Source organism: Pseudacidovorax sp. RU35E (assembly GCF_900156165.1).
GTDB lineage: Bacteria > Pseudomonadota > Gammaproteobacteria > Burkholderiales > Burkholderiaceae_C > Xenophilus.
In genome coordinates this window covers 294542-320553 of the sequence record NZ_FTMY01000001.1, presented here as the reverse complement: position 1 = coordinate 320553, position 26012 = coordinate 294542, and the positions used below count along the sequence as shown (strand labels likewise).

Here is a 26012-nt window from a genome sequence, read left to right as displayed (position 1 = left end):
CACCACTCCCGCCGTCGGGTACTGCTTCAGAGGTTGGACAGCGTGGTGTTCATGAACAGCGATTCGCTGAAGGGCAAGGACTCGGGCCCATCGTCCTGGCTTGTGCCTTTGATCATGCCCGTCATCTCGTCGGCCGAGATGGGCTTGGAAAACAGGAATCCCTGAAGCTCGTCACAGCCCATCATCATCAACAGTTCGCACTGGCCCTGCGTCTCGACGCCCTCGGCCACCACCTTGAGGTTGAGTGCCTTGCCGAGGCTGACGATCGAGGCGGCGATCGAGCGCGCATCCTCGCTGTGTTCGAGGTCGGCGATGAAGGCGCGGTCCACCTTCAGCTCCGACGCCGGCAGTCGGCGCAGCGCCGCGAGGCTGGAATAGCCCGTGCCGAAATCGTCGATGGAGACGTGCAGCCCAAGCGAGCGCATGCGCTCGAAGGTGGCCGTCGCCGTCGCTGTGTGCTGCATGGCCACGGATTCGGTGATCTCGCAGGTGAAGCGGTTCGGCTGCAAGCCGTAGCGGCCAAGGCACTGCGCGATGTGGTCGACGAGGTCCTCCTCCTGCATCTGCAGCGCTGAAATATTGACGGCCACCCGCATGCGCAGGCCCATCGCCCGCCAATTGGCGGCCACGCGGCAGGACTCCTCGATCACCCAGCGGCCGAGGACGCCCATCAGACCGGCCGCCTCGGCCATGGGCACGAACACGCCCGGCGCGACGTTGCCGCGGACGGGATGCTGCCAGCGCAACAGCGCCTCGGCGGCAGTGATCTGCAGCGACTGGGCGTCGACCTTGGGCTGGAACAGCAGGCGCAACTGCTTGTTCTCGATGGCCTCGCGGAGGTCGTTCAGGAAGAAGGCCTGCGCCCGCGCCTCTTCGGCGAATGCCGGGTCGTAGACGCAGATCTTTCCCTCGCCGTTGAGCCCCGTCCCCGCCCGTTCGGCCGCGAGGGAGGCGAACTCGATCAGGCGTCCACGGTCTTCGGGCAGGCCCGCCGTGGCCACGCCCATCGAGGCCGCCAGGATCAACTGGCCCTTCGCCGACTGCACCGGCAGCGCGAGTTGCTGGAAGGCCAGTTCCGCCACCTCAAGCAGGTCGCTTTTGCCACCAGGAATGGCCAGCGCGAATTCGCCGCCTTCCAGGTGCGCCGCAGTCGCGCCGGGTGGCAAGCAGCTTCCCAGACGCTGGGCCGCGAGCTTGATGACGAAGTCGCTGAATTCCTGCCCAAACGCCTGCCGCAGGCGGCGGTAATGGTCCAGCAGGACCACCACGACACCGTGCGGACCCGCGGACGCCATGACGTCCAGCGCCATGTCCAGGCCCTTGCGGTTGAGCAGCCCCGTCAGCGCGTCTCCGCGTTCCAGAGCGCGCTTTTCGCTTGAGACCACCTGCAGCTGATGCGAAATGCGTGCGGATTTCCAGCGCTCGCGCATCATCAGGAGCAGGGCGACCAGTGCAGCCATGAGGCTCACACCAATCAGACCGAGCGAAACCTCATCGAAGGCGGCGACTTTCATCGGAGGGGTTGAAGGACTGGGGAGCGGCGGGATGGCGCGGAGATGATCGGTACTTTTGGTCGACTCGGCTGCACCAGAGAAACATTTAACAACAATCTACAACTTGTGTCGCACTTAATGTTGACTGTTTTGTCAATCCGGGTTGGAGGACCAGCACTTCTTGCGTGCGCCCAGCGTCGCCGCAATGCACCGCTGCGGCCCCACCCGTGCTCAAAGCCCCAGGATCGACGCCGGGAAGCCCGGCCTGCCCCGCGCGAAGACGTCATCCAGTCGCTGGCGCAGGGAAGCCACTGCCGCCGGGGAATCGCTGCTGCTTCCGCGGCTGCGCGCCGGGTCGTGGCGCTCGACGGTCCAGCCGGGGGTCCACAGGGCGCTGGGCAGATCGGCGGCATCGCTTGCTGCGCACAGGCGGCAGTCGATGATGTGATCCCAGCGCTGGCGCCAGGCGACGAAGCGCGGATGCCGCGCCCGCAGCAATCGATCATCCTGCATGACCAGACGCAGCCGGCGTGCGCTGCCTGCCCATGCCTGCAGTGCATCGATGACCCCGGCCTCGCCAATTGGCCAGTCCGTGAACCCGGCATCGCAAAGCCAGAGCGTGGGCCAGGCGCGCCCTCCCGCCACGCGTATCGTCTCTCGCAATCGCTCGGCAAAAGCTGAGGGCCCATCGAAGGGCCCCGGGGTCAGGGGGGTGTCATCGGGCATGCACCCACCCGGCTTCACACCAATCGCCCAGCAGGGCGAGCGCCTCGGCACTGGCCTTGGCGAGTTCGCGCGCACCCAGTTCGCGGCAGTCGGCCAGCCGGCGCATCAGCACGGCATCGCGGCCGCCGGCCAGCAGGCTCTCGCCGTTGATGAAGACATGGCGCGCGTCGTAGAGCATGCGGGTGCGGCGGTCGAGCTGGACGCTTTCGACATGCGCGGGCCATTCACCGGGATCGAACCAGACGTGGGACTTGGGCTCGGTCAGGGCCTCGCCCAGGGCGCAATCGATGCGCGTGGATTGGGCGAGTGCCTTCTGCACGGCGTCGCGGGCAAAGGCCTGGAGGGCCTCGGGAATGGCTGCCGGCGACTCCGATGCCGGCTGTCCTGGGTCGGCATAGCGTCGACCGGGCATATCGTTGTCAGAGACGATGTCGCCCAACCGGGCCAGCAGGTCGGCGGCCAGCTCGGTCTGGGCCGGCGCGCGCAGGCCGATGGAGCAGGTCATGCAGTCGCCTCCCACCGCCACCCCGTCATGGGCGTAGCGAGGCGGCAGATAGAGCATGTCGCCGGGCTCGAGGACCTGCGTTTCCTCGGGCTCGAAATCCTCGAGGATCTTCAGCGGCAGCCCAGGGCGCAGCGCCAGATCTTTCTGGCGACCCCAGGACCAGCGGCGCCGGCCGGCGACCTGCAGAAGGAAGACGTCGTAGCTGTCGAAATGCGGACCGACGCCGCCGCCATCGCTCGCGTAGCTGATCATCACGTCGTCGAGGCGGGCTTCGGGCAGGAAGCGGAAGGGGCGAAGCAGCGCATGCACGGCTTCGTCGTGCAGGTCCACGCCCTGCACAAGCAGCGTCCATTCAGGACGGCCCAGCGGCGGCAGGCTGCGCCGGACGAAGGGGCCATGGCGCAGGCGCCAGCCCTGGCGGGCATCATGGGTGACGAGGCGGGATTCCACGCCTTCCTCCCCGGCCAGATCGAACAGGCGGGCGCGCGACACCGGAGGCGCAGTCATCGGCACAGCCTGGCGCACCAGCAGGGGTTTCTTCTGCCAGTGGCGGCGCATGAAGGTGTCGGCGCTCAGTCCTCCGAGCAGGGGCAATCGTTGTGTGAGAGGCATGGTGGGAGAATTCTCATATGGAAATCACCCCCCAATGCGTAGTCGCCCTGACCTGGACCCTCAAGGACACCCTTGGCGAAACCCTGGACGTGCTCACCGAGCCCGTCGAATTCCTGGTGGGCGGCGAAGACCTCTTCGATGCAATCGAGACGGCCCTCCAAGGTCACGGACCCGGCGCCCGTGTGCAACTCCACCTGGAGCCCGAGCAGGCGTTCGGCGACTTCGACGAACACCTGCTCTTCCTGGAGCCGCGCGCGCTGTTCCCGAAGGAGGTCGATGAGGGCATGACCTTCGACGGCACCGCCCTGCCCGCGGGCGTCAACCCGGACATGCCGAAGAATGTGCTCTATACCGTGGCCGAGATCTATCCAGACCACTTGGTGCTCGACGGCAACCATCCTCTGGCCGGCATCGCGCTGCGGCTCGATCTGACCGTCAACGCCGTCCGCGAAGCGACCGAAGAGGAAATTGGGCGCGGCACGGCTGGCACTGGCTTCTTCCGGTTCGAGCCGATGGCACCCGGGAGCGACTCGCTGCACTGAGTGCGCGGTCGCGGCAACCCTGCGACTTCTCCCGAAACAGTAAGAGAAAGGCCGGCTCCTCGGAGCCGGCCTTTTTTCGCTAGAAGGTCAGTAACGTGAGATCTGACCGCCGTCGATCCTGACGCGGTCGCCGATGCGCAAGTCACCGGGACTCGGCACGTCGAAGCTGCGATAGCCACCATTGCTCATCTGCACGGAGACGCGGTAGCTTTCATAGACGCGGCCGGCGCCGTTGCGTGATTCCACGGCGTTACCTGCCAGCGCGCCGCCGACCACGCCCAGCATGGTCGCAGCCGCCCTGCCGGTGCCATGGCCGACCTGGTTGCCCAGCACGCCGCCCAGCAGGCCGCCGACCACTGCGCCGCCGCCCGAGGGGGCGACCGGCGGCGTCTCGCTGCGCATCACCTCGATGTTGGCAACGATCCCGGTCTCGACGTAGACCGCCTGGTTGTAAGCCGGTGCCGGCTGATACACCGGCGCAGCCGCAGGTTGGTAGGGATAGCGGGTTTGGTAGACCGGCACCGGGGTCACGCAGCCCGCCAGCAACGCGGCGGCAGCCAGGGCGACGGCCGGCACGGCCAGGGAGCGAATCTTGTTGTGAATCATGGTCTGGGTCCTCGACAGGCGGGCCTGCCCTCGGCTGGTCGACTGCGCCGCCGCACCATGCGGCTTCGCGCGAAACCGCCCGCCTGGGGTATTGGAGGCCCCGGCTGTGCAAAGGTTCTGCGACGCACCCTTGCTCACAGCCGAAACAAGTTATGGGAGATGCTTACAGCTTTCCGGTCGAGCCGTAACCACCGGCACCGCGCTCCGTATGCGCATCGAAGCTGTCAACAACGCGGAACCGGGCCTGCACCACAGGCACGATGACCAACTGCGCCAGGCGCTCCAGCGGCTCGATCACGAACGCGGTCTGGCTGCGGTTCCAGGCGCTGACCTTGAGTTCGCCCTGGTAGTCGCTGTCGATCAGGCCGACCAGGTTGCCCAGCACGATGCCATGCTTGTGGCCGAGGCCGGAGCGGGGCAGGATCAGGGCAGCGTAGGCCGGGTCGGCCAGGTGGATGGCCAGCCCCGTGCCGATAAGTTCGCAGGCGCCGGGGGCCAGGGTGAGAGGCTCGGCCAGGCAGGCGCGCAGGTCGAGACCGGCGCTTCCGGGGGTGGCATAGGCGGGCAGTTGCTGGGCCATTCGCGCGTCGAGCACGCGCACGTCGATCTTCATGGGGGGGACTGTCTTCGGGGGTTGGGCCGTGCGGACCTGCCGCCGGCGGGGGAACTTGGGGCGTTGTCCTGCAAGCTTCGCAGCAGGCCGGCCAGCCGATCGCGGGCATGGGGGGTCCATCTGCTCCGCGAGGCGAAACGCTTGAACAGCCCGGCCGCCAGTGCCGACAGCAGAGCGAGCACGGCGATCGGCACGCCGACGGCCCACAACACGAGCAGCCCGATGAGGGCGGCGACGACATAGGCCGCCGCATCTCTGGGCGCCGCATGGTGGGTCGGCATCTCATCCCGAGCCACAGGTATAGACGCGGGCCCCGTCGGCTCCACCCCGCGCGCGGCACCAGGGCCTTGCGGGCGCGCATTCACGCGCTGCAGCGACTCGGCCGCCAGTTGCTCGACATAGCGCACGAAGTCGCCGTTACGGGGCGTGTTCCAGTCGGTCTCGTTCATTTGCCGATGTTCGAAAGCGTCAATTGCGCCACGGCCGGAGCCGCGCCGCAATCTCGGAAGCAAGTTCGCGGGCGAGTTCCAGCTTGGACGCTCGGGGCAGCTCACGCGCGCCATGCTCATCGACCAGGAGCAGGCTGTTGTCGTCCTGGCCGAATGTGAGCGGCCCGATGTTGCCCACCAGCAGCGGGATGCCCTTGCGCTGCCGCTTGGCCTTGGCATGTTCGAGCAGGTTCTCGCTCTCGGCTGCGAAGCCCACGCAGAACAGTTGCCGCCCGCGGGCCCGTTCGCCCTGCGCGACGGTGTGGAGGATGTCGGGGTTCTCAACGAAGCGCAGAACTGGGGTCTGGCCGCTGCCATCCTTCTTGATCTTGTGCATCTGCGGATCGGACGGACGCCAGTCGGCCACCGCCGCGGTGGCCACGAACACCGAGGCATCGGCCACGGCCGCCTGCACGGCCTGCAGCATCTGCTGGGCCGAAGCCACGTCCACGCGCTGCACGCCGCGCGGCGTGGGCAGGTGCACCGGACCGGCCACCAGCGTGACGCGGGCGCCGGCCTCGCGCGCCGCACGGGCGATGGCGAAGCCCATCTTGCCGGAGGAATGGTTGGTGATGCCGCGGATCGGGTCCATGGCCTCGAAGGTGGGACCGGCGGTGACCACCACATGCTCGCCCTGCAGCACCTTGGGCTGGAAGTGGGCCACGACCTCCTCGAGCAGTTCAGCCGGCTCCAGCATGCGGCCGTCGCCGGTCTCGCCGCAGGCCTGCCAGCCCTGCCCCACACCCAACACCTGGGCGCCATCGTCGGCCAACTGGCGCAGGTTGCGCTGGGTGGCCGGATGGGCCCACATCTCACGGTTCATGGCGGGCGCCACGAGCAGCGGCACGCGCTGCAGCGGACGGGCCAGGCACAGCAGGCTCAGCAGCTCGTCGGAGCGCCCCTGCACCAGCCGCGCGATGAAGTCGGCGCTGGCCGGCGCCAGCACGATGGCATCCGCCTCGCGGCCCAGGTTGATGTGGGGCATGTTGTTGGCCTGGCGCGCGTCCCATTGCGACAGGTACACGGGCTGGCCGGAGAGCGCCTGCATGGTCACCGGCGTGATGAACTGCGTGGCGGCTTCGGTCATCACCACCTGCACCGTCGCGCCGGCCTTGACGAACAGCCGGCACAGCTCGGCCGACTTGTAGCAGGCCACACCGCCGGTGAGGCCCAGGAGGATGTGCTTGCCCGCCAGGTCTTGATGCATGGCGGCAGTGTAGAGGGAGCGCCGGGCAGGCCGAGGCGTGCGTCACGCGGAGTGGCCGAACTGAAAAGAGGACATCGCCCGGCCGGTACAATCGCAATTTCCCATCCGCGGGCCATGGTGCCCGCGCCCGGCAATGACCAAATTCGTCTTCGTCACCGGCGGTGTGGTGTCGTCCCTCGGCAAGGGGATCGCCTCCGCCTCCCTCGCCGCACTCCTCGAATCCCGCGGCCTCACGGTCACCCTCATCAAGCTCGATCCCTACATCAACGTGGATCCGGGCACGATGTCCCCCTTCCAGCATGGCGAAGTCTTCGTGACCGACGACGGCGCCGAGACCGACCTGGACCTGGGCCATTACGAGCGCTTCATCACGACGCGCATGCGCAAGTCCAACAACTTCACCACCGGCCAGATCTACAAGTCGGTGCTGGAGAAGGAGCGCCGCGGCGACTACCTGGGCAAGACGGTGCAGGTGATCCCGCACGTCACCAACGAGATCCAGGAATACATCAAGCGCGGTGCCGGCATCGGTACGCCGCACGAGGTGCAGATCGCCATCGTCGAGATCGGCGGCACGGTGGGCGACATCGAATCCCTGCCCTTCCTCGAGGCCGTACGCCAGATGAGCCTGAAGGCCGGCCCCAACAACAGCGCCTTCGTCCACCTGAGCTACCTGCCCTGGATCGCGGCGGCCGGCGAGCTCAAGACCAAGCCCACCCAGCACACGGCGCAGAAGCTGCGCGAGATCGGCATCCAGGCCGACGCCCTGCTGTGCCGCGCCGACCGGCCGATTCCCGACGAGGAGCGCGCCAAGATCTCGCTGTTCTCCAACGTGCCCGAGTGGGGCGTGATCAGCATGTGGGACGTGGACACCATCTACAAGGTGCCGCGCATGCTGCACGAGCAGGGACTGGACGGTCTGATCTGCGACAAGCTGCGCCTGAACACGCCGCCGGCCAAGCTGCAGCGCTGGGACGACCTGGTCTACGAGGTCGAGCATCCGCAGAAGGAAGTGACCATCGCCATGGTCGGCAAGTACGTCGACCTGTCGGACAGCTACAAGTCGCTCAACGAAGCGCTGCGCCATGCGGGCATGAAGAACCATGCCCGCGTGAAGATCGAGTACCTCGATTCCGAGACCATCCAGCCCGACAACGTGGCGCGCCTGGACAAGTACGACGCCATCCTGGTGCCGGGCGGCTTCGGCCAGCGCGGCGTGGAAGGCAAGATCTGCGCGGCCCGCTTCGCCCGAGAGAACAAGGTTCCCTACCTGGGCATCTGCCTGGGCATGCAGGTCGCCACCATCGAATACGCGCGCAATGTGGCGGGCCTCAAGGGCGCCAACAGCACCGAGTTCGACCCCAATGCCAGCGTCCCGGTGATCGCGCTGATCACCGAATGGAAGGACGCCGACGGCACCATCAAGACGCGCACAGCCAAGTCCGACCTGGGCGGCACCATGCGCCTGGGCGCGCAGAGCTCCGACGTCATGCCCGGCACGCTGGCCCACAGCATCTATGGCGACGTGGTGACCGAGCGCCACCGCCACCGCTACGAGGCCAACGTCAATTACCTCGACCAGCTGCGCCAGTCCGGCCTGGTGATCTCGGCGCTGACGCAGCGCGAGCAACTGACCGAGATCGTCGAGCTGCCGCAGGACGTGCACCCCTGGTACATGGGCGTGCAGTTCCACCCCGAGTTCAAGTCCACGCCGTGGGATGGCCATCCGCTGTTCAATGCCTTCGTGCGTGCGGCGCTGTCGCACCAGGGCTCGGACAAGAGCGCGCTGAAGGTCGTGGCCTGAGCGGCCGGCGCCAAGGAGCAAGCATGAAACTGTGTGGCTTCGACGTCGGGCTCCAGCAGCCCTTCTTCCTGATCGCAGGGCCCTGCGTAGTCGAGTCCGAGCAACTGCAGATGGACACGGCCGGCCAGCTGAAGGAAATCACCAGCGCGCTGGGCATTCCCTTCATCTTCAAGAGCAGCTTCGACAAGGCCAACCGCTCCTCGGGCACCAGCTTTCGCGGCCCAGGTCGCGAGAAGGGCCTGGCCATCCTGGCCAAGCTCAAGCAGGAACTGGGCGTGCCGGTGCTGACCGACGTGCATTCCGAAGAGGACATCGCCGAGGCCGCCCAGGTGGTCGATGTGCTGCAGACGCCCGCCTTCCTGTGCCGCCAGACCGATTTCATCCGCGCCGCCGCCCAGTCGGGCAAGCCGGTGAACATCAAGAAGGGCCAGTTCCTCGCGCCGCACGACATGAAGAACGTGATCGACAAGGCGCGCGCGGCCGCCCGCGAGAAGGGCCTGCCTGAAGACAACTTCCTCGCCTGCGAGCGCGGCGCGAGCTTCGGCTACAACAACCTGGTCAGCGACATGCGCGGCCTGGCGATCATGCGCGAGACCGGCGCACCGGTGGTGTTCGACGCCACGCATTCGGTGCAGCTGCCGGGCGGCCAGGGCACCAGCTCGGGCGGCCAGCGCGAGTTCGTGCCCGTGCTCTCGCGCGCGGCGGTGGCCGTGGGCGTGGCAGGCCTCTTCATGGAGACGCACCCCGACCCCAGGAACGCGCTGTCCGACGGCCCCAACGCCGTGCCGCTCAAGCACATGAAGGCGCTGCTCGAGACGCTGGTCGAACTCGACCGCATCACCAAGAAAAACGGCTTCCTGGAAGACAGCTTCTGCGCATGAGCCTGCCGCCCAGCCAGGACCGGATCGTCGACGCGCTGCGCGCTGCGCTGCCGCATGCGCGGGCTGCCTGGCTTTTCGGCAGCGCAGCTTCTGGGCGCTTCGGCCCCGACAGCGATCTGGACATCGCAGTGGATCTGGCGGCCCCCTTGTCCCCCGAGATGCGGTGGGAAGCCGCTGAACAAATCGCAGCGCAGTTTGGCGCAGACGTGGATCTGCTGGACTTCCGACGCCTGTCCACCGTGATGCAGCACCAGGTTCTGGCGACCGGCCGCCTCCTCTTCAGCCTGGACCCGGTGGCGCTGACGGGCTATTGCGCATTCGTGCTCAGCGAGTACCAGCACATGCAGGCATGGAGGCAGCCGATGGTGAAACAACTGGCCCATCGACTCGTTCGCGCCGGAGAAGTGCGTCCATGACAGCTCTGGCCGACGCACTGGCGCAGAAGAGCGCCCGTCTCGAGCGCTGTGTGCGCCGCGCCCGCGAAGAGCTGGCTGCAGCGGCAGACTTCATGACCGACTTCTCTCGTCAGGACGCTGCCATCCTCAACGTGCAACGTGCCTGCGAACTGGCGATCGACATGGGCAACATGGTGATCGCGGCCCAGGGCTGGGCGTTGCCGGGCAGTGCGCGCGAGGTGTTTGCAACACTGCAGCAAGAGGGCGTTATCGACGCCGACCTGGCGGCCGTGCTCGGTCGCATGGTCGGCTTTCGTAACATCGCGGTCCACGAGTACCAGAGCCTGGATGTGGCCATCGTGGTCGCTGTCATCCGGCACGAGCTGGACGGGCTGCTGCGCTTCGCCGGCCTGCTGCTGTCACGCCAATTCCCCGATTCGAACTGAAAGACCCCTGCAACATGCCCAGCGGCTACGTCATCGCCCACGTCGAAGTCACCAACCCGACGCAGTACGAGGAATACAAGAAGTGGTCCTCCGCCGCCATGCAGGCGCATGGTGCCGAGGTCTGCGTGCGTGGCGGGCAGGTCGAGCCGCTCGAAGGCACCTGGCAGCCCAAGCGCGTGGTGCTGCTCAAGTTCGCGACTTTCGAGAAAGCCAAGGCCTTCTACGAGACGCCCGAATACAAGAAGGCACGCGAAGCGCGTGCCGGCGCCGCGATCATGAACATGATCGCCGTCGAAGGCGTCTGAAGCCTTCGCACCCCGTCTTCCTGAACCGATTTTAAAAAACCGGAGAACCCTGAATGAGTGCCATCGTTGACATCGTCGGCCGCGAGATCCTCGACAGCCGCGGCAATCCCACCGTGGAATGCGACGTGCTGCTGGAAAGCGGCACCATGGGCCGTGCGGCCGTGCCCTCGGGCGCCAGCACTGGCAGCCGCGAAGCCATCGAGCTGCGCGACGGCGACAAGGGCCGCTACCTGGGCAAGGGCGTGCTCAAGGCCGTGGAGCACGTCAACACCGAGATCAGCGAAGCCGTGCTGGGCCTGGACGCGTCGGAGCAGGCCTTCCTGGACAAGACCCTGATCGACCTCGACGGCACCGAGAACAAGAGCCGCCTGGGCGCCAACGCCATGCTGGCCGTGTCGATGGCCGTGGCCCGCGCCGCCGCCGAAGAGTCCGGCCTGCCCCTGTACCGCTACTTCGGTGGCATGGGCGGCATGAGCCTGCCGGTGCCGATGATGAATGTCATCAACGGCGGCGCGCATGCCAACAACAGCCTGGACCTGCAGGAGTTCATGATCATCCCGGTGGGCGCGCCCAGCTTCCGCGAAGCGCTGCGCTACGGTGCCGAGGTGTTCCATGCCCTCAAGAAGATCATCGACAGCCGCGGCATGCCCACGGCCGTGGGTGACGAAGGCGGCTTCGCCCCCAGCGTCGAGAACCATGAAGCGGCGATCCAGCTGATCCTGGAAGCCATCGACAAGGCCGGCTACACCGCCGGCGAGCAGATCGCGCTGGGCCTGGACTGCGCCGCCAGCGAGTTCTACAAGGACGGCAAGTACGTGCTCGAAGGCGAAGGCGGCCTGCAACTGGAGGCCGCGAGCTGGGCCGACATGCTGGCCACCTGGTGCGACAAGTACCCGATCATCTCGATCGAGGACGGCATGCACGAGGGCGACTGGGCCGGCTGGAAGCTGCTGACCGAGCGCCTGGGCAAGAAGGTGCAGCTGGTGGGCGACGACCTGTTCGTGACCAACACCAAGATCCTGAAGCAAGGCATCGACCAGAACATCGCCAATTCGATCCTGATCAAGATCAACCAGATCGGCACGCTGACCGAGACCTTCGCCGCCATCGAGATGGCCAAGCGCGCCGGCTACACGGCCGTGATCTCGCACCGTTCGGGCGAGACCGAGGACAGCACGATCGCCGATATCGCAGTGGGCACCAACGCCGGCCAGATCAAGACCGGCTCGCTGTCGCGCTCGGACCGCATGGCCAAGTACAACCAGCTGCTGCGCATCGAGGAAGACCTCGGCGATGTGGCCAGCTATCCCGGCCGCGCGGCCTTCTACAACCTGCGTTGATGCGCCGGTCTTCCAGTGCTGGCGCCTCGCCGGCGACGGCATCTGCACGGGGCGGCTGAGGAACGATGCGCGCGCGTCTCGTCGTCCCGGCGGTCCTTCTGTGTGTGCTTGGCCTGTTGCAGCTCCAGCTGTGGACAGGCCGCGGCAGCCTTCCGGACGTCGCCAAGCTGCGAAAGAACCTGGAAGACCAGAAAGCCGCCAACCTTCGCGCCCAGCACACCAACGAACGGCTCGAGTCCGAGGTGAATGACCTCAAGGAAGGCATCGAGATGGCCGAGGAGCGGGCGCGGCAGGAGCTGGGCATGGTCAAGCCCAACGAGATCCTGGTGCAGATCGCTCGTTAGGCGCCGGCGCCCTTCCCCGCTCTGCGTTCACGCGCCAGCCGGCCTCCATGACACCGCGCCTCGGCCTCGGCAGCGTGATTGCCATCTGGGGCGCGTCGGCCGCACAGCGGCAAGCCCTGGCCGACGTGTTGGCCCGGCGGATCAACCAGTGCGGCGTGCCGGCGATGTCGCTGGCTGCTGGAGCGGCGGCCTCCACGCTCGCATCGCATCCCGCTCGTGCAGACCTGACGGCGCTGGCCCATCACTGGCGGCTTCGGATCGACATCGCGCGGCAGCGAGCGCTCGTGGTGGCATCCCAGAGCCCTGTGGGGCTGCTGGCCGAAGGGGCCGTACCCGCCGACGACTGGCCTGCAGCCCTGGTCAGCGCCGAGCGCGGCCATGCCTTCACCCTGCTTCTGGCGCCCTCGAACGCTGACAGCCGCGCGTCACGGGCCGTCGATTACCAACTGCGCGCAGCCTTCATCACCGCGGGCCTGTCCTGCACCATCATCCACGGGCATGACGACGTGCAGCGCTTGGCGCGGGCATGGTCGGCGCTGCGGTCGGGACTGGATGCACCGGACGAGACCTCGACGCCACCGCGCCGGCTCGGCGTTGCGGCATGGAACTGCGAGCGTTGCTCCGACCCTGACTGCGAGCATCGCCTGTTCACCGACCTGCTCGCTGCGCGGCAGACGCCCGCCACCGGCTGACAAACCCATGCACCTTTCGACATCCGTTTCCTCGCGCCTTCATCGCGCGCTTGCAGCCTGTGCCGCGTCCTGCCTGCTCTGGCTCGGGGCGACAGCCGCGGCCCATGCCGCGCCGGCCACGGTGACCGTCGAGAACCAGACCAAAGTCACCCGCTGCGCCGAGGAAGACAACGTGTCGTTGCTGTTGCGCGGTGGGGTCAGGCGCTTCGTCGTGGAAGCCCTGCAACCCGCCTACATCGAGCGCATCGCACAGGACACGACCGCCCCCGACTTCTCGGGCTGCAACTTCGATGGAGGCGATCATCCGACGGATCCCAAGCACCGCTTCGAGCCGCGCACGGTCACGCTGCACGAGGATGCCGATTGGCGCATCGTGGGCATGACGCTGCCCGTGTTCTGGCGGCCCCAACAGGTGCCGGTCGAGGTCGACGGCCGACGCGACCGCGGCTTCCACATGATCCAGGTCTTCCGGCGAATCGACGGCCAAATGAAGGAGGCGCTGGTGATGTACCCCGCCGACGGCTATTGGCGCATCAAGCCGCTGCCATTGGCCCGCTTCAATGACGGCGTGTATGGGTCGTCGATGCTGCTGGGCCCTGTACGGCAGGAAGGCCGACCCGTGGTCAACATCCGCGATATCCGCATCCACACGCAGCCCGACGTCCGTTTTGAACTGAGCTTCGCTGGCGGCGGCGCCGCGCGCATCCGCCTCGCCGAGGTCAGCCGGGAGAGAACGGCGCTGGAGGTACGCTTTTCCCGACCCGTGCGCGGTCTGCAGCCCTTCTCGGTGCTGCGATCGATGTACGTCGCGACGGACAACGCCGACATGAGCGAGGTCCGCTGGCTGGGCGGTGCAACCAAGGCCACGCCAGAGGTGCAGGCGCTGCCGGACTTCCAGCGCGCGGTCGGCGTGAGCGATGTGCGCTTCGGCCGCAGCGAACCTTCGCGGCACAACACCAGCGCGCCCGACATCCGCTATCGCGCCTTCGAACGCTGAAGGCCCAGCACCGATTCACAACAGGTCTTCGGGCAGCAGTTTCAGCAGCAGCCAGTCGCGTACGCGGTCGATGACGTTGACGCCCGGCTCCTCATCGAGCACGGATTGCGTGCCGTCAGGATGGTGTTCGATCCACTGCAAGCCGTCGTCGTCCTTGCGCAGGCGCAGCTCGTAGGCCCCCAGTTCGCGCACCGGCATCAGTGCGGTGAATTGCGCCAGGAGCGCTGGACTTTCGATGATGACGCCGACCTCGGTGTTGAGGCGCGCCGAGCGGCCGTCCAGGTTCATCGAGCCGATGAACACGCGTTCGCGGTCCACCAGCATGACCTTGGCATGCAGGCGCGCGGTCGAACTCTTGAACTCGCCCAATCGACGCTCCTTCGGGACCAGACGCGAGCCCAGTTCGAAGACTTTCACGCCAGCCTTGAGCATGGCCAACCGGTAGCGGGCATAGCCCGAGTACACGAGCGTCTCGTCCGTGGCGTCGAGCGAATTGGTGAACACCAGCACCTGCACGCCGCGCGCCGCCTGCTGCTGCAGCAGCGCCAGCCCTGCCTCGCCCGGCACGAAATAGGGCGACACCATGAGCACCTCGCGCCGCGCGCCGTAGAGCATGGCGATGGTGCGCTGACTCACGCTGTCGGCGAAGCTCGCCTCGGGGTCGTCGTAGGTGATCTTCTCCGGCACGTCCGACACTGCGCGCCCGTCACCCACGGTCAGTTGCAATCGGCCATTCGCCAGTTGCTCGCTCACCGGCGGATGGCCGAGCACGTCGGTGGCGGCCTCAGGCAGCAGGTCGCGGCGCTCTTCACAGCGTTCGGCCAGCAGGCGGCGGGTCCGCTCATCGTTCGGCGGCAGGTCCACCAGGCTGCCGATGGAGCGCACCTGACGGCTGTTCCAGAAATCGTCGAAGCTGTCCGAGAGCGACGGCACCACAGGGCCGGCAGCCAGCAGGTCCATGTCCACGAAGTTGGCCTGGTCGCTGCGCATGAAGTACTCGTCGGCGATATTGCGGCCGCCCGTGATGGCGAAGCTGTTGTCCGCCACCAGCAGCTTGTTGTGCATGCGGCGATTGACACGCCTCAGATCGCCCAACGACAGGGCGAGCCGCCAGGCCAGCGGTCCGCTGCGCACCGCCAGAGGATTGAACAGGCGCAACTCGAAATTCGGTTGGGAGGCCAGCGCGGCGAACAGTGCGTCTTTGCCCGGGGTATAGAGGTCGTCGACCAGCAGTCGCACGCGCACGCCTCGCCGCGAGGCGTCGAGCAGTTCGCTCAGAAAAAGCAGGCCAGTCGCGTCATCCTGCAGGATGTAGTACTGGGCATCGAGCGTCTTGCGCGCCGCCCGGATGAGTGCGATGCGCGCGTTGAGGGCAGTGGGCCCCTCGGGCATGAGCAGAAAGCCGGACTGCCCGCGAGCCCGTGCCTCGGCAGGCAGGCTGTCCGTCGCAACGCGCGCAAGGGGCGTCGCGGTAATGTCCTTCGCCGCGATGGACGACGTCGCGGCGGCAGGAGGCGGCAGGCTCGCACAGGCCGTCAGCCCCAGCGCCAGCCCGAGCCACAGGCATCGGACCAGCCACTGGAACCCCGGGCCGTGCATCGCGGCGGCGAAGCCACCGCGTACCGCGGGGGCGGCACGCGTTTGCAACACTCAGCGCCGGCCGATCACTTCTTCGGTTCGCCAGCTTCCGTGGGAGCCTGGATGGCGCCGGCCTTGTTGGCGGCAGCCATTTCCTGGCGCTTCTTGGCACGTTCGGCCTTGCGCGACTCCTTGGTGCCGCCGACGGCCTTGGTCATCTTCTCCGGAGGGGTGGCCTCGCCACCGGTGGGTGCCGTGCCGCTCTTCTCAGCAGCGGTCATCTCGGTCTTGCGCTTCTGGCGAGCGGCAGCGCGCTCAGCCTTGGTCGTCTTCTTCGCTGCAGGCGTCGGCGGTTCCTTGGTCGGATCGTCGGCCATGGCAGGGGTGGTGGCCAGAAGCGCGACGGCCAGGGCTGCAGTTGCCGCAAAGAGGTTCTTGGTGTTCATTTCGTCCTCGACAAAGTTGATTGACGCCGGCCATCGAAGGCCGACGCTCCATCGTCGAACTGCCTTACAAAAGCGTCAAGTCTTGTGACACAAGATCGCCAATCCGGGGCATTCCATCAAGAACGTTGTGGCGTGAATCACACTCAGGCGCGCACCCGGCGATGACGGGCACGCAGGCAGCACGCTTACTGAACGACCGAACTGCCGGGCACCTGACCGTCCCGGCCGGCGAAGATCTGCGCCGTGTCGACCGAATCGAATCGGTACTGCTGACCGCAAAAATCGCATCCGACCTCGATGCGGCCCTGCTCGGCCAGGATGTCCTCCGCTTCGTCGCGACCCAGGCTACGGATCATGCTGGCCACGCGGTCACGGCTGCAGGTACACGCGAAGCGCGGGCCCAGCATCCCGTCGCGCGGCGCAAAGCGCAGCAGCCGCTCCTCCCAGAACAGACGCCGAAGGATGGTCTCGATGTCGAGCGACAGCAATTCGTTGCGCGTCAGACTGCTCGCGAGCGTGGCGATGCGGTTGTAGTCTTCGTTGCGGCCGATCTCATCCTCGTCACGGGCCGCATCGCTGCCGGACAGATTGCCCTCGCCCGCCATCGGCAGGCGCTGGATCAGCAGGCCAGCCGCGACCCGCTGGTCGGCGGCCAGGACCAGCGTGGTGTCCAACTGCTCGCTCTGCAGCATGTAGTGCTGCAGCACGTCGGACAGTTTGCCCAGGCGCTCGCCACGATCGCCGAACAAAGGCACCACGCCCTGGTAGGGCTGCTGCCCGGGCAGGCGTTCCTTGGGGTCGAGGGTGATGGCGCAGCGCCCCTTGTTGCCCACGTTCACCAGGTCGGCCAGCCCGACGCCGGGCGGAACCTCGCCCACCACGCTGGCCGTTGCGCGCAGGCTCAGGTCGGGCTGTGCTTCGGCCACGGCCACCTTGACCGGACCGTCGCCGAAGATCTGGAGGATCAGGGAACCCTTGAACTTGATGTTGGCCTGCATCAGCGTGGCGGCGGCGGTCATCTCGCCCAGCAGTTCAGCCACGGGCGGCGCGTAGGGGCCGGTCTGGGTATTGGCGGCGCGGCGCGACAGGATCTCCTGCCAGGCGCTGTCCAGGCGCACGATCATGCCGCGCACCGGCAGGCCGTCGAAGAGGAAGGTGTGTAGTTCGCTCAAGGGTTGCTTTCCTCGGCCGACGTGCCCGGCGCCACGCACCGGGAGGGATCAGCCGATCTTTTTGAGGCCCTTCGCGAAGCGATGGGCGTTGTCCACATAGTGCTGCGCGCTCTGGCGCAGCTTGGCGGCGGCGGCATCGTCCAGGGTGCGCACCACCTTGGCCGGCGAGCCGATGATCAGCGAGTTGTCCGGGAACTCCTTGCCCTCGGTCACCACGCTGCCGGCACCAACGATGGAGTTGCGGCCGATGCGGGCGTTGTTCAAGACCACCGCCTGGATTCCGATCAGCGAGCCGTCGCCGATGGTGCAACCGTGCAGCATGACCTGATGGCCGACGGTCACGTTCTCGCCGATGGTCAGGGGGCAGCCGATATCGGCGTGCAGCACCGACAAGTCCTGCACGTTGCTGTTGCGGCCGATGGCGATGTGCTCCGTGTCGCCCCGCACCACGGCGCCGAACCAGACGCTGGCGTTCTCGGCCAGGCTCACATTGCCCATCACTTCAGCGCTGTCGGCCACCCACGCACCTTCGGCGAGTTGGGGGGCGGTGCCATCGAGTTCGTAGAGGGCCATGCTTGTCGTCTCCTGGTGTCGTGGGTGCGTGTGCGGGCAGGCCGCAGGCGAAAAATAGAATTGTAGGGATGCACCCCCGGCTGCGCGCGCTGCAGGCGCTTGTCCTTCCCGACCCCGCCCAGAAGGTGGCGGCCACGCGCACGCTGGCCGCCGATTGCGCGCAGGCGCCTCCCGACGAGGCCTGCTGGGCGGAAGCGGTGAGGATTCCCGGCGACGGCGCTGGCGTGCCAGGCCGGCCGGCGCGGCCCGTTCGCGTCGGGGCCAAGGATGTGCCCACGCGCTCACCCTTCACCGAGGAAGGCCGGGCCGCGCTGGTGCATGCCATCTGCCACATCGAGTTCAACGCCATCAACCTCGCGCTCGACGCGCTGTGGCGCTTCGACAGCATGCCGGCCGACTACTACCGCGACTGGCTGCGGGTGGCGGACGAGGAGGCGTTGCACTTCACGCTGATCCACGGTCACCTGCAGTCCATGGGCTGGCACTACGGCGACTTTCCCGGCCACGACGGCCTGTGGACCATGTGCGAGAAGACGGCCGACGACGTCGTCGCCCGCATGGCCCTGGTGCCGCGCACTCTGGAAGCCCGCGGACTGGACGCCACGCCGCTCATCCAGGCCAAGCTCGCCCGTGTGGGCACGCCCGACGCGCGCGCGGCCATCGCCATCCTGGACATCATCCTGCGCGACGAGATCGGCCATGTGGCGGTGGGCAACCACTGGTATCGCTGGCTGTGCGAGCGGGAGGGGCTGGAACCTCTGCCGCACTACCGGCGCCTGTACCGCGAGCATCAGGCGCCCCGGCTCAAGCCACCCTTCAACATGGACGCCAGGTCACGGGCCGGCTTCACGCCAGACGAACTGGAAGGGCTGGCGGCGGACGCGAAATAGACGGGTGCAGCGCGGACCGAGACGTGCGCAGCGCGGACAGCACCAACCCGCCCGTTGCGCCCTGCTCAATCGGCCTTGATGCCCGCGGCGCGGATGATCCGGCCGTTGTTCTCGTATTCGGCCGCGATCTCCTTGGCGAAGGCCGCGGGGCTTCCGCCGGTCGGCACGTTGTCGGTGGTGGTCAGGCGCGAACGCATCTGGGGCGATTGCAGCGCGGTGTTGATCTCCGCGTTGAAACGGGCCTGCAAAGGCTGCGGCAACCCGGCCGGGGCGAAGACGCCGAACTGCGAAGAGAGGTTGGCGTCCTTGAAGCCCAGCTCGGCCAGGGTCGGCACGTTGGGCAGGCTCTCCAGCCGCGCGGGGGCGCCCACAGCCAGGGGCCGCAGCTTGCCGGCCTTGACCTGGATGGCCACCGCCGGGCCCGCATTGGTGGACAGCACCTCGAACTGGCCGGACAGCGCATCCGTCATCTGCTGGCCGCCCCCCTTGTAGGGCACATGGGTGATGTCGACCTTGGCCGTGGCGCGCAGTTGTTCCAGCATGATGTGTCCCAACGAGGCCGGCCCCGAGGTCGCCCACCGCACCGCACCGGGCTGCGCCTTCGCCTTCGCCAGCACCGCGCGCATGTCCGCGCCGCCCTCGGCCGAGGTGGCCAACAGCACCACCGGCGAATACATCACGCTGGCCACCGGCAGCAGGTCGCGCAGCGGGTCGTAGGGCAGCTTGCCCAGATGTGGGCTCAGCACCAGCGGGCTGATGGCCGAGAAGCCGAGCGTGGCGCCGTCCGGTGCGGCCTTGGCGATGGCCTCCATGGCGATGGTGCCGCTGGCGCCCGCCTTGTTGTCGACGACGAAGGTGCTGCCGGTCTGCGCCGCCAGCCGCTCGGCCAGGGTGCGGGCCACCACGTCGGCCACGCCGCCGGGCGGGTAGGCCACGACCAGGCGCACGGTCTTGGGCAGGTCCTGGGCCAGGGCCGGTAGACCCGTGGCCGCGAAGGCCACGCCAAAGGCCGCGAGAACAGCGCCGCGGCAAAGGCGGCGCCGCAGGAAGGAATCGGTCGTAAAGATCATGGCCGGATCATGCCAGCGGCCCTCGGCTTCGGCCGCCGCACGCGGTCGGCCGCCGCGCCTCAGCCCCGCGGATGGTGCCGCGCATGCAGCTGGCGCAAGCGCTCGCGCGCCACGTGGGTGTAGATGGTGGTGGTGGAGATATCGGCATGCCCGAGCAGCAACTGCACCGCGCGCAGATCGGCGCCATGGTTCAGCAAGTGAGTAGCAAAGGCATGGCGTAGCGTGTGCGGCGACAGCGGCACACGCACGCCTCCCGCCTCGGCGTGCTTCTTGACGATCACCCAGAACATGGCCCGCGTCATGCCGGCGCCGCGCGCGGTGACGAACAGGTCGCCGCTCTGCTGGCCGCCCAGGATGGCCGAACGGGCTTCGGCCAGGTAGCGGCCGATCCAGCGCTCGGCCTCCTGCCCGAAGGGCACGAGGCGCTCCTTGCTGCCTTTGCCCATCACCCGCAGCACGCCTTCCTGCAGGCCGAGGTCGACCAGGCGCAGGCCCACCAGTTCGCTGACGCGCAGGCCGCTGGCGTACATCAGCTCGATCATCGCGCGGTCCCGCAGGCCCAGCGGGGTGGCGACGTCGGGTGCCCCCAGCAGCGCCTCCACCTGCGCCTCGCTGAGCGTCTTGGGCACGCGCGCGGGCTGGCGCGCGGGCAGCAGGCGCAGCGTGGGGTCAGCCACGATGCGGTGCTCGCGCAGCGCCCAGCGGAAGTAGCGCTTGAATACCGTCAGCCGGCGATTGGCCGAGGTGGCCTTGCCGCGCTGCGCGAGGCGCTCGCCCATGTAGGCCTGCAGATCGCTCTCGCGCGCCGCCGGCAGGGCCACGCCGCGGGGCGCCAGCCATTGCGCCAGCAGCGAGAGGTCGCGCCGGTAGGCGGCCAGCGTGTTGCGCGACAGGCCCTCCTCCAGCCACAGCGCGTCGATGAAGTCGTCGATGTCAGCAGGCGATGGCATGGCGGCGGTGGAGGCCGGAGGGGTCATGGACATGCGGAAAAACAGAAAGCCGCCCGAGGGCGGCTCCAGCAAACACCGCGCCCGCTGGGCGGACACGGCTGGGACGGGACGCTCAGTCGAGCTTGAGATTCTGCTTCTTCACCACGTCCTTGTAGACCGCGAACTCGGCCTTGATCTGCGCGGCGAACTGTTCGGGCGTATTGGCCACGATGATCGAGCCGGTGTCCTCGATGCGCTTGCGCACGGCGGGGTCTTCCAGCGCCTTGCGCGTGCCTGCGTTGATCTTGTCCACCACCTCCTTCGGCAGCGCCTTGGGCCCGAGGATGCCGTAGTACGCCATGCGGTTCACCGGCTCCAGGCCCACTTCCTTGAAGGTGGGCACGTTGGGCAGGTCCTTCAGGCGCTGGGGCGCAGCCACCACGATGGGCACCAGCTTGCCGGCCTTGATGAAGGGCAGCGCCGAGGGCAGGTTGTCGAAGATCATCGGCACCTGGCCGCCGACGGTGTCGTTCAGGGCCGGGCCGGCGCCGCGGTACGGGATGTGCGTGACGAAGGTGCCGGTCATGCTCTTGTAGAGCTCCATCAGCAGGTGGCCGATGCCACCGGTGCCCGACGAGCTGTATGAATACTTGCCCGGGTTCTTCTTGAGCTCAGCGACGAAGCTGGCGTAGTCCTTGGCCGGAAAGCTCGGGTGCACCGCGATCACATTGGGCGTGGCGGCGATGTTGATGATGGGCGTGAAGTCGTTGATCGGGTCGTACGGCGTCTTCGGGTTGATCGCCGGATTGGCGGCCGTACTCGACACCGTGGCCACGCCCAGCTTGTAGCCATCGGGTGCGGCGCGGGCCGTCTCGGACGCGCCGACCACGCCGCCGCCGCCGGCCTTGTTGGTGACCACCACCGGCTGGCCCAAGATCTTGCCCAGCGGATCGGCGATGACGCGGCCCACGATGTCGGTGGTGCCGCCAGGTGCGAAGGGCACCTGCAGTTCGATCGACTTGTCGGGGTAGCCCTGCGCCCAGGCAGCAGGGGCGGCCAGCGCACCCAGCAGGGCAGCGGCGGCGATGGCGTTCCAGTGGCGGCGATGCATCAGATTGACTCCAGGTTCGTTTCTTGAATGGGCGGATTCGCTTCCAGCATGCGGCGCATCCTAGCGGCAGCCTTGGCGCACGAGCTTGAGGGAATACCTATAAGTGCGCGGTTTATGCTCCCCGGGTGAATTACGCGCAGCTGCTGTTTCCGGACTTCTCCCTCATCGCCTGCGGTTGGCTGCTGTGCCGCTACACCGCCTTGGATCGCCGGGTCTGGGACCAGGTCGAGAGCCTGGTGTACTACTTTCTCTTCCCGGTCCTGCTCTTCCATTCCATCGTCAAGAGCCCCATCGACTTCGGCTCCGCCACGCACCTGCTGGCCGCCGGGCTGGGTGTGGGACTGGCCGGCATAGCGCTTGCCTATGCGCTGCCGTCTCTGCCCTGGCTGGGGCGGCACATCGACCGACGCGAGCACGCGGCCAGCGCCCAGGTGGCCTTCCGCTTCAACTCCTTCATCTGCCTGGCCGTGGCCGAGCGCCTGGCCGGTGCCGAAGGCCTGCTGGTGATCGCTGTGCTGATCGGCGTGTGCGTGCCGCTGATGAACGTGGCGGCGGTGTGGCCCATGGCGCGGCATGCCAACAGCGGCTTCCTGCGCCAGCTCGTGCGCAATCCACTCATCATCGCGACGGCCAGCGGGCTGGTGATCAACCTGCTCGGCCTGCAGGTGCCTCACTGGATGCAGCCGACGCTCGGCCGGTTGGGCGCCGCCTCCTTGGCGCTGGGCCTGCTGGCGGCGGGCGCCGGCATGCAGTTCGGCGCGCTCAACCGGGGCAAGGCGCTGGGCGTCGCGGTGCTGTCGATCCGGCACCTGGTGCTGCCGCTGGTGGCCTGGTGCCTGTGCCGGCTGCTGGGGCTGCACGGGGCACAGGCAGCGGTGCTGATGGCCTTCTCGGCCGTGCCCACGGCATCGAGCGCCTACGTGCTGGCAGCGCGCATGGGCTACAACGGCGCGTACGTTGCAGCGCTGGTGACGCTCTCGACCCTGCTGGGCATCGTCAGCCTGCCCTTCGCGCTCAGTCTGCCGCGCTGAGCGATCGCCTCAGGTGGGCGCGACGGTGGGCGCCTGCGCCAGCGCCCAGTCGATGTGCTCGCGCAGCAGGGACGTGGCGGTGTCGCGCCGCGCCGTCAGCGCCACTGCAGCCGACGCATCGCCCTGGCGCAATGCATTGCCCAGCGCGACGGCGATGTTGCGCAACCAGCGCTCGTGGCCGATGCGGCGGATGGGGCTGCCTTCGGTGCGGCGCAGGAACTCGTCCTCGGTCCATGCGAAAAGCTGCGCCAGCGTGACGCCCGTCAGGCCCTCGCGCGGATCGAAGTCGGGCAGCGCACTGCGCTGGGCAAACTTGTTCCAGGGGCAGGCCAGCTGGCAGTCGTCGCAGCCGTAGATGCGGTTGCCAATTGCGGGACGCAACGCCTCCGGGATGGCGCCGGCATGCTCGATGGTCAGATAGGAGATGCAACGCCGCGCGTCCAGCCGGTGCGGCCCGAGGATGGCGCCGGTCGGGCAGGCATCGATGCACGCCGTGCAGCGGCCGCAGTGCGCCGCCACCGGCTCGGTCGGCGGCAGAGCAAGGTCGACATAGATCTCGCCCAGGAAGAACATGGAGCCCGCCTCGCGGCTGAGCACCAGCGTGTGCTTGCCGCGCCAGCCCTGGCCGCTGCGACCGGCCAGCTCGGCCTCCAGCACGGGCGCGGAATCGGTGAACACGCGGTGGCCGAAAGGCCCGATCTCGGCGGCCAGCCGGTCGGCCAGCTTCTGCAGCCGGGCCCGCAGCACCTTGTGGTAGTCCCGCCCCCGGGCATAGAGCGACACGATGGCCTCACCGGGCCGCTCCAGCCGCGACCATTCGACGGCCTGCCAGTCGTCCGGCGTCTCGCGCGGCAGGTAGTCCATGCGGGCGGTGATCACGCTCAGGGTGCCCGGCACCAGCTCGGCCGGCCGGGCCCGACGCATGCCGTGCGCCGCCATATACCCCATCTCGCCATGGAAGCCCTGGGCCAGCCATTCCGCCAGGCCGGGCTCTGCGTCGGACAGGTCGATGCCCGCGATGCCGATTTGGGAGAATCCGAGTTCCCCGGCCCACGCACGAATCCGAGCCACGAGTTGAGCATCGACCGCAGTCACCGTCCGATTGTAGAAATCGCCTCCCGCCCGCTGCTCTGGCAGGGTGAGGACGACACCGCCCGCTTCGCCCAGGCACTGGCGCAGGCCATGCAGACCCGGCCCGAGCTGAGCCACGCCTTCATCACGCTGCACGGCGACCTGGGCGCCGGCAAGACCACCTTCGTGCGCCACCTGCTGCGCGCACTGGGCGTCCAGGGCCGCATCAAGAGCCCGACCTACGCCGTGGTGGAGCCCCACACCACCCGCGACGGACGTGCGGTCTACCACTTCGACTTCTATCGCTTCAGCAATCCCCGCGAATGGGAAGACGCCGGGTTCCGGGACCTTTTTGCCGGCGAGGGACTCAAGCTGGCCGAATGGCCCGCCCAGGCGGCCGGCTATCTGCCCACCGAGGACCTCGCCATCCACATCGAAGCCATGACCCCAGACGCCGATGACGTGCGCCGCGTGCAGTTGCGCGCCTTCTCTCTCAACGGCCAGGCCCTGCTGGCGGCTGTTGCACCATGAGCAGTCGCCGCACGCCACCCGATCATCCTGCAGCCGCCGCCGGCACCGCCGAGGCGGCACTCGTGACCCACGCGCTGCTTCCCGTACAACCCGAGCGCCGGCGCTGGCTGCAGCAGGCCGGTAGCCTGGTGCTGCTGATGGGCGCGGCCGAGATCGCGTACGGCGCCTCCATCGTGGCCGTGCGCGTGTGGCCGGCGGCCGACTACACGCGCATCACCATCGAGTCCGATGCGCGGCTGCAGTCGCAGCAACTCGTCGTGGGCGATCCTCCGCGCCTGGCGGTGGACATCGAGGGGATCACCCTGAACCCCGCCCTGCGTGATCTGGTCGGCAAGGTCAAGGCAGACGATCCTTTCATCGCGGGGCTGCGCGTGGGCCAGAACACGCCGTCCATGGTGCGCATCGTGTTCGACCTCAAGCAGACGGTGAGACCGCAGGTGTTCTCGCTGGCGCCGGTGGCCGCGTACAAGCACCGGCTGGTGCTGGACCTGTATCCGCAGGAGACGCGCGACCCGCTGGAATCGTTGATTGCCGAGCGGCTGCGCGACACCCGCACCGGGGCGTCACCCGCCGCCCCCCTGCCGCCGGCACCGCCGGCCGTCGCGGTCGCGCCCCCGGTGGTCCAGGCTCCCCCGCCTGTTCCCGCTCGGCCGGTGCCTGCCACCGATCCCCTCGGCGACCTGATCGCTCAGAAGGCGATTCCCCCGAATCCATCCGGCCCTCCGGTACCCGCGCCACCTCCGCCGGTGATCGCCGAGGCCCCCCGCCCCGCGCCTGCACGCACGCGTGTCCAGCGGCCGGAGCCCAACATGGCCACGGCCACCCGCACCGACCGCATCATCATCGTGGCGCTCGATCCGGGCCACGGCGGTGAGGATCCCGGCGCGATCGGTCCCAACGGCACCCGCGAAAAGGACATCGTTCTGCAGGTGGCGCGCCGCCTGCGTGACCGGATCAACGGCAGCACCCTCGGCGGCAATCCGATGCGCGCCTTCATGACGCGGGACGATGACTTCTTCGTGCCGCTGAACGTGCGGGTGCAGAAGGCCCGCCGCGTGCAGGCCGACCTGTTCATCAGCATCCATGCGGATGCCTTCACCACGCCAGCCGCACGCGGTGCCAGCGTCTTCGCACTGAGCCAGAACGGCGCCTCCAGCAGCGCTGCCCGTTGGATGGCCAACAAGGAGAACCAGTCCGACCAAGTGGGCGGCATCAGCGTCGGCGAACACGAGATGCAGGTGCAGCGCGCCCTGTTCGACATGAGCACGACGGCGCAAATCAAGGACAGTCTTCGCCTGGGCGGCGCCATGCTGGGCGAATTCCGGCGCATCGGCGCGAGGCTACACAAAGGCGACGTGGAGCAGGCCGGCTTCGCGGTGCTCAAGGCGCCGGATATTCCCAGCGTGCTGGTCGAAACCGCCTTCATCAGCAATCCGGAAGAAGAAGCCAAGCTGCGCAACGTGGCCTATCAGGATGACCTGGCCGATGCGCTGATGAAGGGCATCCAGCGCTATTTCAGCCAGAACCCGCCGCTCGCGCGCAGCCGGACGCTGTAATACGGCGCCTTTCAGCCGGCGCGCGCGCAGGCTCGCAGTGCAGCCTTGCCTCGGCGCA

29 protein-coding genes are annotated in these 26012 nt (G+C 67.9%); 14 read left to right on the top strand and 15 right to left on the bottom strand.

Features of this window, described 5'->3' with window-relative positions:
- Positions 1–26: 26 nt before the first annotated feature.
- From BXA03_RS01310 to BXA03_RS01300, 3 genes are all read right to left on the bottom strand, one after another.
- Positions 27–1460: a putative bifunctional diguanylate cyclase/phosphodiesterase gene (locus tag BXA03_RS01310; RefSeq protein ID WP_159444691.1), complete on the bottom strand. Its 1434-nt coding sequence runs from the start codon at positions 1458–1460 to the stop codon at positions 27–29.
- Positions 1461–1724: 264 nt separating this feature from the next.
- Entirely contained in the window at positions 1725–2219 is a 495-nt protein-coding gene (locus BXA03_RS01305; protein ID WP_076503372.1) for a hypothetical protein, read from the bottom strand.
- Complete coding sequence (locus BXA03_RS01300) at positions 2209–3336, bottom strand: cupin domain-containing protein (RefSeq protein WP_076503371.1); 1128 nt, start codon at positions 3334–3336, stop codon at positions 2209–2211. Before BXA03_RS01300 ends, BXA03_RS01305 begins: the two co-directional genes overlap by 11 nt.
- Before the next feature lie 17 nt (positions 3337–3353).
- Between BXA03_RS01300 and BXA03_RS01295 the strand changes: the two genes are divergently transcribed.
- On the top strand, positions 3354–3878 hold the full coding sequence (locus BXA03_RS01295) for an FKBP-type peptidyl-prolyl cis-trans isomerase (protein ID WP_076503370.1): 525 nt from the start codon (positions 3354–3356) through the stop codon (positions 3876–3878).
- Positions 3879–3965: 87 nt separating this feature from the next.
- Here BXA03_RS01295 and BXA03_RS01290 read toward each other — a convergent pair whose 3' ends face one another.
- From BXA03_RS01290 to coaBC, 4 genes are all read right to left on the bottom strand, one after another.
- Positions 3966–4481, bottom strand: coding sequence for a glycine zipper 2TM domain-containing protein (locus BXA03_RS01290; protein WP_143476200.1), 516 nt, complete (start codon positions 4479–4481; stop codon positions 3966–3968).
- 166 nt (positions 4482–4647) lie between these two features.
- The gene (dut, locus tag BXA03_RS01285) at positions 4648–5097 is read right to left on the bottom strand and encodes a dUTP diphosphatase (protein ID WP_076503368.1); all 450 of its coding nucleotides are present in this window, start codon (positions 5095–5097) and stop codon (positions 4648–4650) included.
- A complete protein-coding gene (locus tag BXA03_RS01280) occupies positions 5094–5546 on the bottom strand; it encodes a hypothetical protein (protein ID WP_076503367.1) in 453 nt (150 codons plus the stop codon). Before BXA03_RS01280 ends, dut begins: the two co-directional genes overlap by 4 nt.
- A gap of 19 nt (positions 5547–5565) precedes the next feature.
- Positions 5566–6792 carry a bifunctional phosphopantothenoylcysteine decarboxylase/phosphopantothenate--cysteine ligase CoaBC gene (gene coaBC, locus BXA03_RS01275; protein WP_076503366.1) on the bottom strand — a complete coding sequence of 409 codons (1227 nt, stop codon included), beginning with the start codon at positions 6790–6792 and terminating at the stop codon, positions 5566–5568.
- A 133-nt stretch (positions 6793–6925) separates the two neighbouring features.
- Here coaBC and BXA03_RS01270 point away from each other — a divergent pair, with 133 nt between their 5' ends.
- From BXA03_RS01270 to BXA03_RS01230, 9 genes are all read left to right on the top strand, one after another.
- The gene (locus BXA03_RS01270; RefSeq protein ID WP_076503365.1) at positions 6926–8596 is read left to right on the top strand and encodes a CTP synthase; all 1671 of its coding nucleotides are present in this window, start codon (positions 6926–6928) and stop codon (positions 8594–8596) included.
- A gap of 23 nt (positions 8597–8619) precedes the next feature.
- Positions 8620–9477 carry a 3-deoxy-8-phosphooctulonate synthase gene (kdsA, locus tag BXA03_RS01265; RefSeq protein ID WP_076503364.1) on the top strand — a complete coding sequence of 286 codons (858 nt, stop codon included), beginning with the start codon at positions 8620–8622 and terminating at the stop codon, positions 9475–9477.
- A complete protein-coding gene (locus BXA03_RS01260) occupies positions 9474–9893 on the top strand; it encodes a type VII toxin-antitoxin system MntA family adenylyltransferase antitoxin (protein ID WP_076503363.1) in 420 nt (139 codons plus the stop codon). Before kdsA ends, BXA03_RS01260 begins: the two co-directional genes overlap by 4 nt.
- Complete coding sequence (locus BXA03_RS01255) at positions 9890–10318, top strand: type VII toxin-antitoxin system HepT family RNase toxin (protein WP_076503362.1); 429 nt, start codon at positions 9890–9892, stop codon at positions 10316–10318. Before BXA03_RS01260 ends, BXA03_RS01255 begins: the two co-directional genes overlap by 4 nt.
- 14 nt (positions 10319–10332) lie before the next feature.
- Complete coding sequence (locus BXA03_RS01250; protein WP_076503361.1) at positions 10333–10623, top strand: DUF1330 domain-containing protein; 291 nt, start codon at positions 10333–10335, stop codon at positions 10621–10623.
- Positions 10624–10676: 53 nt separating this feature from the next.
- Positions 10677–11963 (top strand): phosphopyruvate hydratase, encoded by a 1287-nt coding sequence (gene eno / locus BXA03_RS01245; protein ID WP_076503360.1) that lies wholly within the window; start codon positions 10677–10679, stop codon positions 11961–11963.
- A gap of 65 nt (positions 11964–12028) precedes the next feature.
- Positions 12029–12307, top strand: a complete 279-nt coding sequence (locus tag BXA03_RS01240; protein WP_076503359.1) for a septum formation initiator family protein — start codon at positions 12029–12031, stop codon at positions 12305–12307.
- A 47-nt stretch (positions 12308–12354) separates the two neighbouring features.
- On the top strand, positions 12355–12999 hold the full coding sequence (locus tag BXA03_RS01235; protein ID WP_076503358.1) for a hypothetical protein: 645 nt from the start codon (positions 12355–12357) through the stop codon (positions 12997–12999).
- Positions 13000–13006: 7 nt separating this feature from the next.
- Positions 13007–13996 (top strand): hypothetical protein, encoded by a 990-nt coding sequence (locus BXA03_RS01230; protein ID WP_234983556.1) that lies wholly within the window; start codon positions 13007–13009, stop codon positions 13994–13996.
- Between the two features lie 15 nt (positions 13997–14011).
- Here the strand turns inward: BXA03_RS01230 and BXA03_RS01225 are convergent, their stop codons facing one another.
- The 4 genes from BXA03_RS01225 to BXA03_RS01210 form a co-directional block, all read right to left on the bottom strand.
- Positions 14012–15643: a phospholipase D family protein gene (locus BXA03_RS01225; RefSeq protein WP_159444690.1), complete on the bottom strand. Its 1632-nt coding sequence runs from the start codon at positions 15641–15643 to the stop codon at positions 14012–14014.
- Positions 15644–15660: 17 nt separating this feature from the next.
- Positions 15661–15951 carry a hypothetical protein gene (locus tag BXA03_RS01220; protein ID WP_143476180.1) on the bottom strand — a complete coding sequence of 97 codons (291 nt, stop codon included), beginning with the start codon at positions 15949–15951 and terminating at the stop codon, positions 15661–15663.
- Between the two features lie 254 nt (positions 15952–16205).
- Positions 16206–17192 (bottom strand): Hsp33 family molecular chaperone HslO, encoded by a 987-nt coding sequence (locus BXA03_RS01215; protein ID WP_076503355.1) that lies wholly within the window; start codon positions 17190–17192, stop codon positions 16206–16208.
- A 48-nt stretch (positions 17193–17240) separates the two neighbouring features.
- Positions 17241–17765 carry a gamma carbonic anhydrase family protein gene (locus BXA03_RS01210; protein ID WP_076503354.1) on the bottom strand — a complete coding sequence of 175 codons (525 nt, stop codon included), beginning with the start codon at positions 17763–17765 and terminating at the stop codon, positions 17241–17243.
- 68 nt (positions 17766–17833) lie between these two features.
- Here BXA03_RS01210 and BXA03_RS01205 point away from each other — a divergent pair, with 68 nt between their 5' ends.
- Complete coding sequence (locus BXA03_RS01205; RefSeq protein WP_076503353.1) at positions 17834–18655, top strand: ferritin-like domain-containing protein; 822 nt, start codon at positions 17834–17836, stop codon at positions 18653–18655.
- A 65-nt stretch (positions 18656–18720) separates the two neighbouring features.
- On the opposite strand, the gene BXA03_RS01200 is transcribed toward BXA03_RS01205, so the two are convergent.
- From BXA03_RS01200 to BXA03_RS01190, 3 genes are all read right to left on the bottom strand, one after another.
- A complete protein-coding gene (locus BXA03_RS01200) occupies positions 18721–19725 on the bottom strand; it encodes a Bug family tripartite tricarboxylate transporter substrate binding protein (protein ID WP_076503352.1) in 1005 nt (334 codons plus the stop codon).
- 59 nt (positions 19726–19784) lie between these two features.
- Positions 19785–20708: a site-specific tyrosine recombinase XerD gene (xerD, locus tag BXA03_RS01195; protein WP_076503351.1), complete on the bottom strand. Its 924-nt coding sequence runs from the start codon at positions 20706–20708 to the stop codon at positions 19785–19787.
- A gap of 79 nt (positions 20709–20787) precedes the next feature.
- The gene (locus tag BXA03_RS01190) at positions 20788–21765 is read right to left on the bottom strand and encodes a tripartite tricarboxylate transporter substrate binding protein BugE (protein WP_076503350.1); all 978 of its coding nucleotides are present in this window, start codon (positions 21763–21765) and stop codon (positions 20788–20790) included.
- A 125-nt stretch (positions 21766–21890) separates the two neighbouring features.
- On the opposite strand from BXA03_RS01190, the gene BXA03_RS01185 reads away from it, so the two are divergent.
- Complete coding sequence (locus BXA03_RS01185; RefSeq protein WP_076503349.1) at positions 21891–22796, top strand: AEC family transporter; 906 nt, start codon at positions 21891–21893, stop codon at positions 22794–22796.
- A gap of 9 nt (positions 22797–22805) precedes the next feature.
- Here BXA03_RS01185 and queG read toward each other — a convergent pair whose 3' ends face one another.
- Positions 22806–23858 carry a tRNA epoxyqueuosine(34) reductase QueG gene (gene queG / locus BXA03_RS01180; protein ID WP_076503667.1) on the bottom strand — a complete coding sequence of 351 codons (1053 nt, stop codon included), beginning with the start codon at positions 23856–23858 and terminating at the stop codon, positions 22806–22808.
- 12 nt (positions 23859–23870) lie between these two features.
- Here queG and tsaE point away from each other — a divergent pair, with 12 nt between their 5' ends.
- Together tsaE and BXA03_RS01170 are read left to right on the top strand one after the other, a co-directional pair.
- Positions 23871–24398, top strand: a complete 528-nt coding sequence (tsaE, locus tag BXA03_RS01175) for a tRNA (adenosine(37)-N6)-threonylcarbamoyltransferase complex ATPase subunit type 1 TsaE (RefSeq protein ID WP_369822380.1) — start codon at positions 23871–23873, stop codon at positions 24396–24398.
- 137 nt (positions 24399–24535) lie between these two features.
- Positions 24536–25954 (top strand): N-acetylmuramoyl-L-alanine amidase, encoded by a 1419-nt coding sequence (locus tag BXA03_RS01170; protein ID WP_234983573.1) that lies wholly within the window; start codon positions 24536–24538, stop codon positions 25952–25954.
- The last annotated feature ends 58 nt before the right edge of the window (positions 25955–26012 follow it).